This is a genomic window from Streptomyces sp. NPDC002838, assembly GCF_040295365.1.
GTDB lineage: Bacteria > Actinomycetota > Actinomycetes > Streptomycetales > Streptomycetaceae > Streptomyces.
Genome location: NZ_JBEOVF010000061.1, coordinates 1 through 12,454, shown reverse-complemented (window position 1 = coordinate 12,454; position 12,454 = coordinate 1). Strand labels below are relative to the sequence as shown.

The following is a 12,454-nucleotide window of genomic DNA, read 5'->3' as shown; positions in this document are numbered from 1 at the left end:
GTCCTGGTCCGCGTCACACCTTCCGGTACGTGTACGCCTCCGCGGCCGCCGTCTCCACCGCCGTGAGGTCGGCTCCCGTCGCCGCCGTGACGACCGCGGCCACCGCGCCCTCGACGAACGGGGCGTCCACCAGGCGTGTGTCGCCGGGGAGTTCGTCGCCCTCCGCGAGCAGCGCCTTCACGGTCAGCACCGCGCTGCCGAGGTCGGTGAGCACGGCGACTCCCGCACCCCGGTCCACGGAGGCGGCCGCGGCGGCGATCAGTTCCGCGCTCGTACCGAGCCCGCCGCCCTCGGTGCCGCCCGCCGGGGCGACGGGCACCTCGGTGCCCCCGCCCGCGAGCCCTTTCGCCAGCTCGGCCACCGACGCGGCGACCTCCGCGCTGTGCGACACCAGCACGATCCCGACCAGGTTCTCGTCACTCACCGGCCGCCTCCGCGAGCGCCGCGATCAGGAGCGCCGCCGACGTGGCACCCGGATCCTGGTGCCCGATGCTCCGTTCCCCGAGATAGCTCGCCCGGCCCTTGCGGGCCTGCAACGGCGTGGTCGCCAGGGCGCCTTCCTCCGCGGCGGCCCGGGCCGCGGTGAAACCGTCGCCGAGCGCCTCGACGGCCGGCACGAGGGCGTCGATCATCGTCTTGTCGCCGGGCGCGGCACCGCCGAGCTTCATGACCGCGTCCACCCCCGCGCGCAGCGCCTCGGCCAACTGCTCCTCGCCGACCTCACCGGCCTCCCCGAGCGCCTTGCCCGTGCGGCGCAGCAACGTCCCGTACAGCGGCCCCGACGCACCGCCGACCGTCGAGATGAGCTGTCGCCCGGCGAGCGTGAGGACCGCGCCGGGCGTGTCGGGCGCCTCCTTCTCCAACGTCGCGGTCACCGCGGTGAACCCGCGCTGCAGATTGCTGCCGTGGTCGGCGTCCCCGATGGGCGAGTCGAGGGCGGTGAGCCGTTCCGCCTCGCGGTCGACGGACACGGCGGTCGCCGTCATCCAACGGCGGAAGAAGTCGGCGTCGAGCACTGGATCTCCTTGCGTGGTCGGTACGTTGTGATCGCTGCCCACCCGTTCACATTCCCCAACGCAACCCCGGCGTGTTCACCGGCGCGTCCCACAGGCGCAGCAACTCCTCGTCGATCTGGCACAGGGTGACCGAGGCGCCGGCCATGTCGAGCGAAGTGACGTAGTTGCCGACGAGGGTGCGGGCGACGGCGACACCGCGCTCGGCGAGCACCCGCTGCACCTCGGCGTTGAAGCCGTACAGCTCCAACAGGGGTGTCCCGCCCATGCCGTTGACGAGGACGAGGACGGGATTGCGCGGGGTCATGTCGTCCAGGATCGCGCCGACCGCGAAGTCGGCGATCTCCCGCGAGGTCATCATCGCCCGCCGCTCCCGGCCGGGCTCACCGTGGATGCCGATGCCCAACTCCAGCTCACCGACCGGCAGATCGAAGGTGGGGCTGCCCTTGGCCGGGGTGGTGCACGCGCTGAGCGCGACGCCGAAGCTGCGCGCGTTCTCGTTCACCTGCCGGGCCACCGCCTCCACCCGCTCCAGAGACTGCCCCTCTTCGGCCGCGGCCCCCGCGATCTTCTCCACGAACAGCGTCGCGCCCGTGCCGCGCCGCCCGGCCGTGTAAAGGCTGTCGGTGACCGCCACGTCGTCGTCGACCAGCACCTTGGCGACCTGGACGCCCTCGTCCTCGGCGAGTTCGGCCGCCATGTCGAAGTTGAGCACGTCACCCGTGTAGTTCTTCACGATGAACAGCACACCGGCCCCGCTGTCCACGGCCGCCGCGGCCCGCACCATCTGGTCGGGCACCGGCGACGTGAACACCTCGCCGGGGCAGGCCGCCGAGAGCATCCCGGGCCCCACGAATCCCCCGTGCAGCGGCTCGTGCCCCGAGCCGCCACCGGAGATCAGGCCGACCTTTCCGGCGACGGGAGCGTCCCGCCGTACGATCACCCGGTTCTCCACATCGACGGTCAACTCGGGATGGGCGGCCGCCAGACCACGCAGCGCGTCCGCGACGACGGTCTCGGGAACGTTGATCAGCATCTTCATGGGTACCTCCTGGTAAGGCTGGCAAATGTGCCTCTGACCTGTGTTTTTGCAGGTCGGAGTGGAGTTGGTCGGTTGTCGGTCGTGGTGGTTCGTGGCGGTCGGACGCGGGCTCCGGCGGGCTGATGCTGACTTAATGCTGACATTGATGGCGGGTCGTCAGACGTTGGCTGACGTGCGGATCGGTGATTCTGGACGCCTGCTCTCGGAAGTATCGATGCTGACCGGGCGCGGGTCACGTGTGCGGACCCCAACGGGCGTGTGCGGGTCGCGCGAGTCCTCGCAGCTTCCGGGACCGGTCCCCAGGAGTAGTGGCCAGACTGCGAGCGTCCGTCTCGACGCGTCGCGTGTCGGTAGGGGGATTTCCATGTCAGATCGTGCTCACAGGGCGAAGGGAGACCATGGTGGTCACCGCGGAACCAGTTGACGATCGGCTCGGCCGGCTGCTCAGCACCCACCCGGTGGCCCGCGGGCGGTACGTGAGCACCGGAATCAAGGCGCTGGCCTTCGCCGTCGGTGGCGTACTCCTCATGGTCCTGCTGATCACCTACCCCGGCATCGTGGTGGGGCGGTTCCTCGCCCTCGCGGTGATTCCCACGATCGCCGGCCTTCCGATCGCCGTGGTCCAGTTGACCCGCGCGCGGCGCAGCGGCCGGGACGAGGTCTACCTGCTGTACGAGAACGGCCTTGCGCATCGTGTGTCAGGGCGCGTGCGGAGCTGGACCTGGGGCGAGGTGGCCTTCCTGCGCGCCAACCCTGACGCGCCGGAGTACGAACACACCCAGATACCGTACGTGCGCATGGCCCGGCGCCTCGGCTGGCACTTCCGTTGCGTGGTTCGGTTCACCGACGAGTCCGGAATCAGGATCGACGGGTACACCGCCGATGGCCCGGCCATCGCCCGGACGCTACTCGCGCGGCGCCCCGACGCGGTACCGCCGGAGAGCGCGCGCAAAGGCCCATGGATCATGCTCGGGGTGCTGCCGCTCGCCGGCGTGGCCCTGGCCATCCCCATCGTGCTCATCTACCAGCACCTGAATTCCACCAGCTCCGACGATACCGGCGACGGCACGATCGTCACGATGGCGCTTGTGATGATCATCTGCATCGTCGGAGTGGCCCTGTGCTTCGGGGGCATCGTCGCGACGCTGCTGTCCATGAGCCGTGCTCGTCGCGACAGCGCCGGCTTTCGGTAAGGCATCGGGCCGGGGGGCCGGCCCAGCGACCCGCACGCTCCAACTGCGAGCCCTCCGGGTTCGGAGCGTGCGGTCATCGTTGCGAAAGTCTGTTGAGATGCCGCTGTGTGTTGGCCCGGGCCCATCGTCCGCAATCTCTGGGTACTCGTACGTCCCGAGGCCCGTCACCGCGTCCGGCACGCCGCCGGGTGGGCCGGACAGGAGGTCGGCAGCCATGCGCACAGCCTTTCCGCCCCACGCGCTGCGCGACTACGCCTTGCTGGCCGACGGGGAGCGCGGCGCCCTGATCGGGCCTGACGGGGCGATCGGCTGGCTGTGCTCGCCCACCTGGCACGACGCGGCGGTCTTCGCCGCCCTCGTCGGCGGCGCGGGCGTCTACGCGGTCACCCCGGAAGGCCGGCACGTCTTCGGCGGCTACTACGAAGAGGGCACGATGATCTGGCGCAGCCGCTGGGTCACCGACGACGGCATCGTGGAGTGCCGGGAGGCACTCGCCTACCCCGGCGACCCCGGCCGCCTCGTCCTGCTGCGGCAGCTGCGGGCCGTGGACGGGCCCGCCCGGCTCTCCGTCGTCCTCGACCCGCACGGCGGTTACGGCGGCGATCCGCTCGACTCCGTCCGGCGCGGCGACGACGGTGTGTGGGAGCTGCGCACCGGCGATCACCGCCTCCGCTGGCAGGGCGCCCCGCACGCCGTGGCCGGCGAACAGGGCCTGCGGACCGACATCGCGCTGAAGCCCGGCGAGCGGCACGATCTGGTCCTGGAGTGCGCCGTCTCCGCGCTGCCCGCCGACCTCCCGCGGGCCGAACGGACCTGGGCCGCCACCGAGGCCGCCTGGCGGCAGGCGGTGCCCGCGCTGGAGGACACCGTCGCCGCGGGGGACGCACGCCGGGCCTACGCCGTGCTGCGCGGGCTGACCACGCGCGGCGGGGGCATGGTCGCGTCCGCCACCACCAGCCTGCCCGAGCGCGCTGAGGAAGGCCGCAACTACGACTACCGGTACGTGTGGATCCGCGACCAGGGCTTCGCCGGGCAGGCCGCGGCCGCCGCCGGTGCCTACGACCTCCTGGACGCCGCCGTCCGCTTCGTCGCCGCACGGCTGCACGCCGACGGACCCCGGCTGGCCCCCGCCTACACCGTGCACGGCAGCCCCGTCCCCGACCAGCGCGACCTCGAACTGCCCGGCTACCCGGGCGGCTTCGACCGCGTGGGCAACCGGGTGCGCGAACAGCTCCAGCTCGACTGCTTCGGCGAGGCCCTGCTGCTGTTCGCCGCCGCCGCACGCCTCGACCGGCTCGACGACCACGACTGGCAGGCGGCCGACCTCGCCGTGCGCGCGATCGGCGAACGCTGGCGGGAACCGGACGCCAGCATCTGGGAGTTGAGTGCCCGGCTGTGGACCCACAGCAGGCTCATCTGCGTCGCCGGCCTGCGGGCCGTGGCCGACGCGGCGCCCCGCCACCCGATCGCGGTGACCTGCACCCGCCTGGCCGACATGATCCTCGGCGCCACCGCGCGCAGCAGCGTGCACCCCGACGGACACTGGCAGCGCACCCCCGACGACCCGGCGGTGGACGCCGCCCTGCTGCTGCCCGCCGTACGCGGCGCGCTGTCCGCCAGTGACGTGCGCACCCGTGCCACCCTCGCCAGCTGCCGCCGCGAACTGGCGCAGGACTACTTCATCTACCGCTTCCGCCACGACGACCGCCCGCTGGAGGACGCCGAGGGCGCCTTCCTGCTGTGCGGGTTCGTGATGGCGCTCGCCGAGCACCAGCAGGGCCGCACCGTCGAGGCATACCGCTGGTTCGAGCGCAACCGGGGTGCCTGCGGCGGAGCGGGCCTGTACGCCGAGGAGTTCGACGTCGCCCAGCGCCAACTGCGCGGCAATCTCCCGCAGGCCTTCGTCCACGCCGTGCTGCTGGAGTCGGCCGTCCGCCTCGGTGGGTGACCCTTTCGCGCCCGGGTACCCGCCCGCGCATGGCGGTGAACAGGAGGCATCGGCCGCGTCAGGCGTCGCCGCGGCCGCGTACGGGCAAGAGACTGGGGCGGGCCCTACTGAGCCGGGCGACGACCACCGACCACAAGGTCATCGGCAACCTCTACATGACGACCGCCTTCTGCTTCTTCCTGTTCGGCGGCATCCTCGCCCTGCTCATGCGGGCCGAACTCGCCCGGCCCGGGATGCAGTTGTTCAGTCCCCACCAGTACAACCAGCTGTTCACCATCCACGGCACGATCATGATGCTGCTGTTCGCCACCCCGCTGTTCGCGGGGTTCGCCAACGCGGTCATGCCGTTGCAGATCGGCGCTCCGGACGTCGCGTTCCCGAGACTCAACGCGCTGTCGTACTGGCTGTACCTGTTCGGCGGCCTGATGGTGGTGTCCGGCTTCCTGGTGCCCGGGGGAGCGGCCGGCTTCGGCTGGTTCGCCTACGCCCCGCTCAACAGCGCGGTCCGCAGTCCCGGCGCGGGGGGTGACCTGTGGGTGATGGGCCTGGTGGTGACCGGCGTCAGCACCACGCTCGGCGCGGTCAACTTCATCACCACGATCCTGTGTCTGCGCGCCCCCGGCATGACCATGTTCCGGATGCCGATCTTCACCTGGAACGTGCTGTTCACCTCGATCCTCGTGCTGCCCGCGTTCCCGGTGCTGACCGCCGCCCTGCTCGCCCTGGAGGCGGACCGGAAGTTCGGCGCGCACATCTACGACGCGGCGAGCGGGGGCCCGCTGCTGTGGCAGCACCTGTTCTGGTTCTTCGGGCACCCCGAGGTCTACATCGTCGCCCTGCCGTTCTTCGGCATCGTCTCCGAGATCATCCCGGTGTTCAGCCGCAAACCGATCTTCGGATACGTCAGTCTCGTCGGCGCCACCATCGCCATCACGATGTTGTCCGCGGTGGTGTGGGCCCACCACATGTTCGCCACCGGTGCCGTCCTGCTGCCGTTCTTCTCCCTGATGTCCTTCCTCATCGCCGTGCCGACCGGGGTGAAGTTCTTCAACTGGATCGGCACCATGGTGAAGGGATCGCTGTCCTTCGAGACACCCATGCTGTGGGCCTGCGGCTTCCTCGTCACGTTCCTGCTCGGCGGCATGAGCGGCGTTCTGATCGCCTCGCCGCCGCTGGACTTCCACCTCACCGACTCGTACTTCATCGTCGCCCACCTGCACTATGTGCTGTTCGGCACGGTCGTGTTCGCGATGTTCGCCGGCTTCTACTTCTGGTGGCCGAAGTTCACCGGCAAGACGCTCGACGAACGCCTCGGGAAGATCCACTTCTGGACGCTCTTCGTCGGCTTCCAGAGCACATTCCTCGTCCAGCACTGGCTGGGCGAGATCGGCATGCCCCGCCGCTACGCCGACTACCTGGCCGCGGACGGCTTCACGCTCCTCAACACGATCAGCAGCATCGGCGCGTTCCTGCTCGGCCTGTCCACGCTGCCGTTCCTCTGCAACGTGTGGCGCACCACCCACTACGGCCGGCGGGTCGACGCCGACGACCCCTGGGGCTACGGCCGCTCCCTGGAGTGGGCCACCACCTGCCCGCCCCCGCGCCACAACTTCACGGCACTGCCCCGGATCCGCTCCGAGTCACCGGCGTTCGACCTGCACCACCCGGACGTACCGAAGGAGACGTGATGCGCACCGAGGCCCGCCTGTTCACCGGCGTGGCGGCCTTCTTCGCAGTCACCGCCGCAGGCTACGGCTGGCGCTCACGGGAGCCCGCCGGCACGGCTGTGCTGACCCTCGCCTTCCTGATGGCCGCGCTCGTCGCCTTCTTCCTGCACGTCCAGTACCGTCGGCGCGGCAAGCGGGCTCAGGACCGCAAGGACGCCGAAGTCGTCGACACCGCAGGCCCGTTGGACTTCTTTTCGCCGCACAGCCCCTGGCCGATCACCACCGCGCTGGGCTCCGTCCTCCTCGCTGTCGGCGTGGTCTACGGCCTGTGGCTCGCCCTCCTCGGTCTGGGCGTCCTCGGGCACGGTGTGTTCGGCATGGTCTTCCAATACGCGGGACGCGACGGTCAGAGCTCCAACTCGCCCTCGCGGGACGGTGGTTCGTCCACGTCATAGCCGTAGGACTTGAGCATGTACCGCCGTTCCTCGTCGAGCGGCTCGTGGCTCTCGACGTATCCGCCCGCGATCGTCTGCCGCACCTCGCCGGTCTCCTCGCCCTCGGCCAGCCGCTCGCGGTCGGCCTCCTGGAGTGCGTGGCACACGCCCCTGGTCACCAGGAACGCGAGCGGCGGCAACACCACCAGGGCGATCCGGAACACCCAGGTCAGCGTGTTCAGCGAGACCTTGAAGGTGTGCGCGAGGATGTCGTTGCCGCCCGCCGCGAGCAGCACGCCGTAGAAGCAGACGGCGGCCACGCCGAGGCCCGTGCGCACGGGCTTGTCGCGCGGCCGGTCGCACAGGTGGTGTTCCTCGTCGTCCCCGGTGAACCGACGCTCCAGGAACGGATACGCGTACAGCACAGCGAAGAGCGCGAGGGGAAGCACCACGGCGGGCAGCAGCACGTTCCACATTACCGTGTGCCCGGCCACGGCCGTCTCCCAGGGCGGGACCAGCCTGAGCGAGCCCTCCAGGAAGCCGACGTACCAGTCCGGTTGGGAGCCCGTCGACACCACGTCCGCGCGGTAGGGGCCGTACGCCCAGACCGGGTTGATCTGCGCCGCGCCCGCGAGGAGCGTCAGCACACCGAAGACGATGAAGAACAAGCCGCTCGAACTCGCCACGAACTGGGGGAACATGGGCTTGCCGACGGCGTTGCGGTTGGTGCGGCCGCGGCCCGCCCAGTGCGTGTGCTTCAGATAGAAGACCAGGATCAGATGGAGGGTCACGAGGGCGAGCAACAGGCCGGGGATCAGCAGGATGTGCAGGGAGTACAGCCGGGGAATCATGTCGTGCCCGGGGAACTCGGTGCCGAACGCGAACATGCTGATGTACGTCCCCACCACCGGGATCGACAGCATGATGCCCTGCGCGATCCTCAGCCCCGTGCCCGAGAGCAGGTCGTCCGGCAGGGAGTAGCCGGCGAAGCCCTCGGCGAGCGCCAGCAGGAACAGCGTCACGCCGATCATCCAGTTGACCTCACGGGGGCGGCGGAACGCGCCCGTGAAGAAGACCCGCAGCAGATGCACGCCGATCGCCGCGAGGAACACCAGCGCGGCCCAGTGGTGGAGTTGGCGGATCAGCAGACCGCCGCGTATGTCGAAGCTGATGTGCAGCGTCGAGCGGTAGGCCTCCGACATGCGCATGCCGTCCAGCGGCCGGTAGGAGCCGTCGTAGACGACCTCCGTCATGGACGGGTGGAAGAACAAGGTCAGCCACACGCCCGTCAGCAGCAGGACGACGAAGCCGTAGAGGGCGATCTCGCCCAGCAGGAACGACCAGTGGTCGGGAAAGGCCTTGCGCAGCAGCCCGCCCTCGCCGACCGGGAGCCGTCCGCCGGCCCAGTCGGCGGTGCGCTTCGCCGCGTCACGGGGGCGGGCCCTTCTCCTTCTCCACAGCACCGCGCACGGGTGCCCCCGCGCCCGTGCGGGAAACCGTTACCTGCGATCACCCTTCGGCTTGCCCCGCTGGTCGGGGGTGCCGTGCGGGGGCGGGCTGAAGGGCTCGGGCGAGGTCGCGGGGGACACCGGGGAGCCGGTGTGGCCCTCGGCCTGTTCGGGGCGCAGGGCGCCCGGGTCGCCGGACGTCGGCTCGGCGCCCGCCTCCAGCTGCTCCAGGCGTGCCGTCAGCAGCTCGGTCACCGGGACACGGTCGGCGTGCGTCCGCTCGTACGCCAGCAGCTCCTCGACCTCCTCCGTGTTCAGCGACCGTACGCGGCTCTCCAGGCCGCCGATCGGCAGGTGGTCGTAGTCGGGCAGCGGCAGGGTGTTGCGACCGGGGTCGGCCATGGATCTCACTTCCCTCTGTGCGCTCTTCGCTCTGGGCGATGGCCCCGTTGCGAGGTGTTCAGCGGCCGCCCGGACCGCCGCTCCCGAACGAACCGCTGCCGCCCTCGTTCCAGCGGGGCCGCTTCTTCGACGGGCTGGTCCGGGTCGGGACGTTGCCCTGGCCGGACAGCTCGTGCGGGGTCAGACGGTGATCGCTGTGCGGCACCTCGTGGGGTTCCCGGTTCTCGCGCACCTCGCGGACCGGGCCACCCTCCGGCGGCCGCGGCTGCTCCCCGGGGGACGGCGGTGGCGGCTCCCGGCGCTTGACCCGGGCGCCCAGCCAGAAGGCGCCGATCAGCACCGCCACGACCACCACACCCGCCACGATCAGGCCGACGCCGAGAGCGCCCCGGCCTGCGGCGATGTCCATCCATGCGGTATTCATGGCACGCGAGTACCCCTGGCCGTGCCGGTGAACCGACTCACCGCTGGGGCCTGTCGTCAAATTCCCGCCTGCCCCGCGACGCCATGCGCGCTCCCCCACTGCCTTAAGGGCGTGGGAGGTATCCCCACTCGCCGCACCGGGCACAGACCCACGTACAACCAGTACGAGGGCCTGCGCCCGGCACGCCGAGAGCACGCACCTACGCGGACATCAGCCGCTGTCGCGGCGGGCGCGGGGCCAGCCCTTCGGGCGGACGACGGGAACGTGACGAACAGGGCCTAGCGCGACGCCCGCGTCTTCGACCGGTTGGCCTTGCGGATCGAGTCGAGCAGCTCTCCCTTGGTCATCCGCGACCGGCCGTCGATGCCCAGGCGCTTCGCGACGTCGTACAGGTGTTCCTTCGAGGCGCTCTCGTCGACGCCCTCGCCACTGCGCCCGCCGCGGCCCCGGGGCCGGGCCGACTGCGGGTCCGAGGGGCCCTTGCGGCCGCCTTCCTTGCGTTCCCAGTGGTCGCCGACCTTCTCGTACTTGTGCTTCAGCGCGCCGTAGGCCACCCGGTGGGCGCGTTCGCCCTCGCCGTACTGCTCCACCGCCGAGTCGTGCGCCTTGATCCAGGTGCGCTGGGCGTCCTTGGCGGAGCGCTCCAGGGTCGACGGCAGCTCCTGTCGTCCGGGCACGGGTCCACCTCCGTCCGTAGTGGTCCGCCCTGGTGGGCGGACGCTGCCCGAGTGCCCGGCCCGGGCTGTGGAAAACCGGCGCAAAGCCTTGGGAGCACCGGGTTTGGCACGTCCGGCTCCGGCTACCCGAGCGGTGTGACATCGACGACATCCCAGCAGGAGCTCTTCCGGTTCCTGGAGGACCGTTTCGCGTGCGCGCAGGCCTGCACCGAGTGCGCACGGGCGTGTGCCCTGCGCGCCAGCCTGGTGGATCCGGACGGGACCGAGGAGCAGGAACTCGTACGACGCAAGGGGATCATGTGCGCGGAGGTCTGCGACGCGACCTGCCGAGTCCTGTCCGAGCAGAACCACCTGGACGAGGCGGCCATCCGTGTGCAACTGGAGTGGTGCCGGTCCGTGTGCCTGGAGTGCGCCCACGTATTCGACCGGCAACCGGACGCCGAGGAGAGCGCGAAGGCGTGCCGGGAGTGCGCGCAGGCCTGCACGGACTTCATGGCGACGCTCGCCTGACTCCCATAGGCGTCGCGGAGGGCTTTCGCATGCCCATTCCCAATTTCTGAAACACGTTCTACGGTGTGCGCCGTCAGGACCGGCCTTGGGAGCCTGGAGGCGCCGTGCATCTCGACCACACGCCCGAGCAGCAGCGGCTGCGCACCGAACTGCGCGCCTACTTCGCCGACCTGGTGCCGGACAACGCCCACGCACGCTTCACCGACCGGGCTGCCCAGAAGCGCTTCTACCGCGACACGATCCGGCGGCTCGGCACGGACGGTTGGCTCGGTGTGGGCTGGCCGAAGGAGTACGGCGGCCGGGGCCTGACGGCGATGGAGCAGTTCATCTTCTTCGACGAGGCCGCCCAGGCCGGCGTCCCCCTGCCGCTGATGGCCCTGAACACCGTGGGCCCGACGATCATGCGGTACGGCACGGACGAGCAGAAGGCGTGCTTCCTGCCGAGGATCCTCTCCGGCGAGATCGACTTCGCCATCGGCTACAGCGAGCCCGACGCCGGCACCGACCTGGCCTCCCTCAAGACTCGCGCGGTGCGGGAGGGCGACGAGTACGTCGTCAACGGCCAGAAGATCTGGACCACCAACGGCGACACGGCCGACTGGGTCTGGCTGGCCGTGCGCACGAACCCGGACGCCCCGCCGCACAAGGGCATCACCATGCTGCTGATGCCGACGACCGACCCCGGCTACTCCTGCACCCTCATCAACACCCTCGCCTCGCACGACACCACGGCCAGCTACTACGAGAACGTCCGCGTCCCGGTCTCCCGGCGGGTCGGCGAGGAGAACAAGGGCTGGCGGCTGATCACCAACCAGCTCAACCACGAACGCGTCACCCTCGCCGCCCACGGCACCATGGCGATCCGCGCCCTGCACGACGTGCAGCGCTGGGCCATGGAGACCAAACTCGCCGACGGCCGCCGCGTCGTCGACCTCCCGTGGGTGCGCCGCCTGCTCGCCCGCACCCACACCCGCCTGGACGCGCTGAAGCTCCTCAACTGGCGGATGGTGGGTGCCGTGCAGGACGGCACCCTCACCCCGCAGGACGCCTCCGCGGTCAAGGTGTACGGCTCCGAGGCCCGGCGGGACGCGTACGCCTGGCTGATGGAGATCGTCGGCGCCGCGGGCCCGCTGAAGGAGGGCTCGGCGGGCGCGGTGCTCCACGGCGAGCTGGAACGCGGCTACCGCTCAGCGGTGATCTTCACCTTCGGCGGTGGCAACAACGAGATCCAGCGGGAGATCATCTCGTGGATCGGGCTGGGGATGCCGCGGGTGCGGCGCTGAAACCTTGTGACTACAGATCTTAGTTGTCACATACCGAGGATAGTTGGCACCGAGATTCTGTGGGATCAGGATGACGGCCGAGCCGTGCTGCGGCAGTTGGCGCTTCGCCGCGAGCGGCGAGTGTGTTCAAGGGCAGCATGCTGGGCGCGGGTACACCGGGGATGTACCGGGCATGCTCGCGCTCGGTCTCGGGGTGCATCTCGATGGCGAGTTCGGTCGGGTCGATGAGGCCGTTGCACCACATGCCGCCGATGAACCACGTCGTCGACTTGTGAACAATGCTGCGGGTCAATACACCTAGGCCCTGAGATGGCGCTGAGAAGCTGTTGTCTTTTCGGGCGTGATCGGTGCGTTTCCGCTGGTCGGGGATAGCAGTGGTGATTCCGTGGGAGTCGTGGCCTGTCGGGTCGTCG

13 protein-coding genes and 1 pseudogene are annotated in these 12,454 nt (G+C 70.4%); 6 read left to right on the top strand and 8 right to left on the bottom strand.

Annotated features, from left to right (window positions below; genetic code table 11):
- Positions 1-13 precede the first annotated feature (13 nt).
- The 3 genes from ABT063_RS44060 to dhaK are packed head-to-tail and all read right to left on the bottom strand — an operon-like array spanning position 14 to position 2,055.
- Positions 14-424 (bottom strand): PTS-dependent dihydroxyacetone kinase phosphotransferase subunit DhaM, encoded by a 411-nt coding sequence (locus ABT063_RS44060; RefSeq protein WP_351066617.1) that lies wholly within the window; start codon positions 422-424, stop codon positions 14-16.
- Complete coding sequence (gene dhaL, locus ABT063_RS44055) at positions 417-1,016, bottom strand: dihydroxyacetone kinase subunit DhaL (protein WP_351066616.1); 600 nt, start codon at positions 1,014-1,016, stop codon at positions 417-419. The genes ABT063_RS44060 and dhaL overlap by 8 nt, the downstream gene beginning before the upstream one ends.
- Before the next feature lie 46 nt (positions 1,017-1,062).
- A complete protein-coding gene (dhaK, locus tag ABT063_RS44050; protein ID WP_351066614.1) occupies positions 1,063-2,055 on the bottom strand; it encodes a dihydroxyacetone kinase subunit DhaK in 993 nt (330 codons plus the stop codon).
- Between the two features lie 401 nt (positions 2,056-2,456).
- Here dhaK and ABT063_RS44045 point away from each other — a divergent pair, with 401 nt between their 5' ends.
- From ABT063_RS44045 to ctaF, 4 genes are all read left to right on the top strand, one after another.
- Positions 2,457-3,248, top strand: a complete 792-nt coding sequence (locus tag ABT063_RS44045; protein WP_351066613.1) for a hypothetical protein — start codon at positions 2,457-2,459, stop codon at positions 3,246-3,248.
- 214 nt (positions 3,249-3,462) lie between these two features.
- Positions 3,463-5,196, top strand: coding sequence for a glycoside hydrolase family 15 protein (locus ABT063_RS44040; RefSeq protein WP_351066611.1), 1,734 nt, complete (start codon positions 3,463-3,465; stop codon positions 5,194-5,196).
- Between the two features lie 29 nt (positions 5,197-5,225).
- A complete protein-coding gene (gene ctaD, locus ABT063_RS44035) occupies positions 5,226-6,884 on the top strand; it encodes an aa3-type cytochrome oxidase subunit I (RefSeq protein WP_351066610.1) in 1,659 nt (552 codons plus the stop codon).
- Complete coding sequence (ctaF, locus tag ABT063_RS44030) at positions 6,884-7,318, top strand: aa3-type cytochrome oxidase subunit IV (RefSeq protein ID WP_351066608.1); 435 nt, start codon at positions 6,884-6,886, stop codon at positions 7,316-7,318. The genes ctaD and ctaF overlap by 1 nt, the downstream gene beginning before the upstream one ends.
- On the opposite strand, the gene qcrB is transcribed toward ctaF, so the two are convergent.
- The 4 genes from qcrB to ABT063_RS44010 form a co-directional block, all read right to left on the bottom strand.
- A complete protein-coding gene (gene qcrB, locus ABT063_RS44025; RefSeq protein ID WP_351066606.1) occupies positions 7,270-8,760 on the bottom strand; it encodes a cytochrome bc1 complex cytochrome b subunit in 1,491 nt (496 codons plus the stop codon). The two genes, ctaF and qcrB, sit on opposite strands and share 49 nt — an antisense overlap.
- 36 nt (positions 8,761-8,796) lie before the next feature.
- Entirely contained in the window at positions 8,797-9,147 is a 351-nt protein-coding gene (locus ABT063_RS44020; RefSeq protein WP_351066605.1) for a DUF8129 domain-containing protein, read from the bottom strand.
- Between the two features lie 58 nt (positions 9,148-9,205).
- Positions 9,206-9,571: a DUF6479 family protein gene (locus ABT063_RS44015; protein ID WP_351066603.1), complete on the bottom strand. Its 366-nt coding sequence runs from the start codon at positions 9,569-9,571 to the stop codon at positions 9,206-9,208.
- A gap of 278 nt (positions 9,572-9,849) precedes the next feature.
- Positions 9,850-10,248, bottom strand: a complete 399-nt coding sequence (locus ABT063_RS44010; protein ID WP_351066602.1) for a ChaB family protein — start codon at positions 10,246-10,248, stop codon at positions 9,850-9,852.
- 135 nt (positions 10,249-10,383) lie between these two features.
- On the opposite strand from ABT063_RS44010, the gene ABT063_RS44005 reads away from it, so the two are divergent.
- A complete protein-coding gene (locus ABT063_RS44005; RefSeq protein ID WP_351066600.1) occupies positions 10,384-10,758 on the top strand; it encodes a four-helix bundle copper-binding protein in 375 nt (124 codons plus the stop codon).
- Positions 10,759-10,862: 104 nt separating this feature from the next.
- Entirely contained in the window at positions 10,863-12,041 is a 1,179-nt protein-coding gene (locus tag ABT063_RS44000; RefSeq protein WP_351066598.1) for an acyl-CoA dehydrogenase family protein, read from the top strand.
- 19 nt (positions 12,042-12,060) lie between these two features.
- On the opposite strand, the pseudogene ABT063_RS43995 reads toward ABT063_RS44000, so the two are convergent.
- Positions 12,061-12,454, bottom strand: a pseudogene (locus tag ABT063_RS43995) (hypothetical protein); the annotation flags it as partial.

Bases quoted from the DNA above. Each gene is read 5' to 3' on its own strand.
- dhaK (WP_351066614.1), bottom strand. From the start codon at position 2,055: ATGAAGATGCTGATCAACGTTCCCGAGACCGTCGTCGCGGACGCGCTG.
- ABT063_RS44040 (WP_351066611.1), top strand. From the start codon at position 3,463: ATGCGCACAGCCTTTCCGCCCCACGCGCTGCGCGACTACGCCTTGCTG.
- ctaD (WP_351066610.1), top strand. From the start codon at position 5,226: ATGGCGGTGAACAGGAGGCATCGGCCGCGTCAGGCGTCGCCGCGGCCG.
- ctaF (WP_351066608.1), top strand. From the start codon at position 6,884: ATGCGCACCGAGGCCCGCCTGTTCACCGGCGTGGCGGCCTTCTTCGCA.
- ABT063_RS44020 (WP_351066605.1), bottom strand. From the start codon at position 9,147: ATGGCCGACCCCGGTCGCAACACCCTGCCGCTGCCCGACTACGACCAC.
- ABT063_RS44015 (WP_351066603.1), bottom strand. From the start codon at position 9,571: ATGAATACCGCATGGATGGACATCGCCGCAGGCCGGGGCGCTCTCGGC.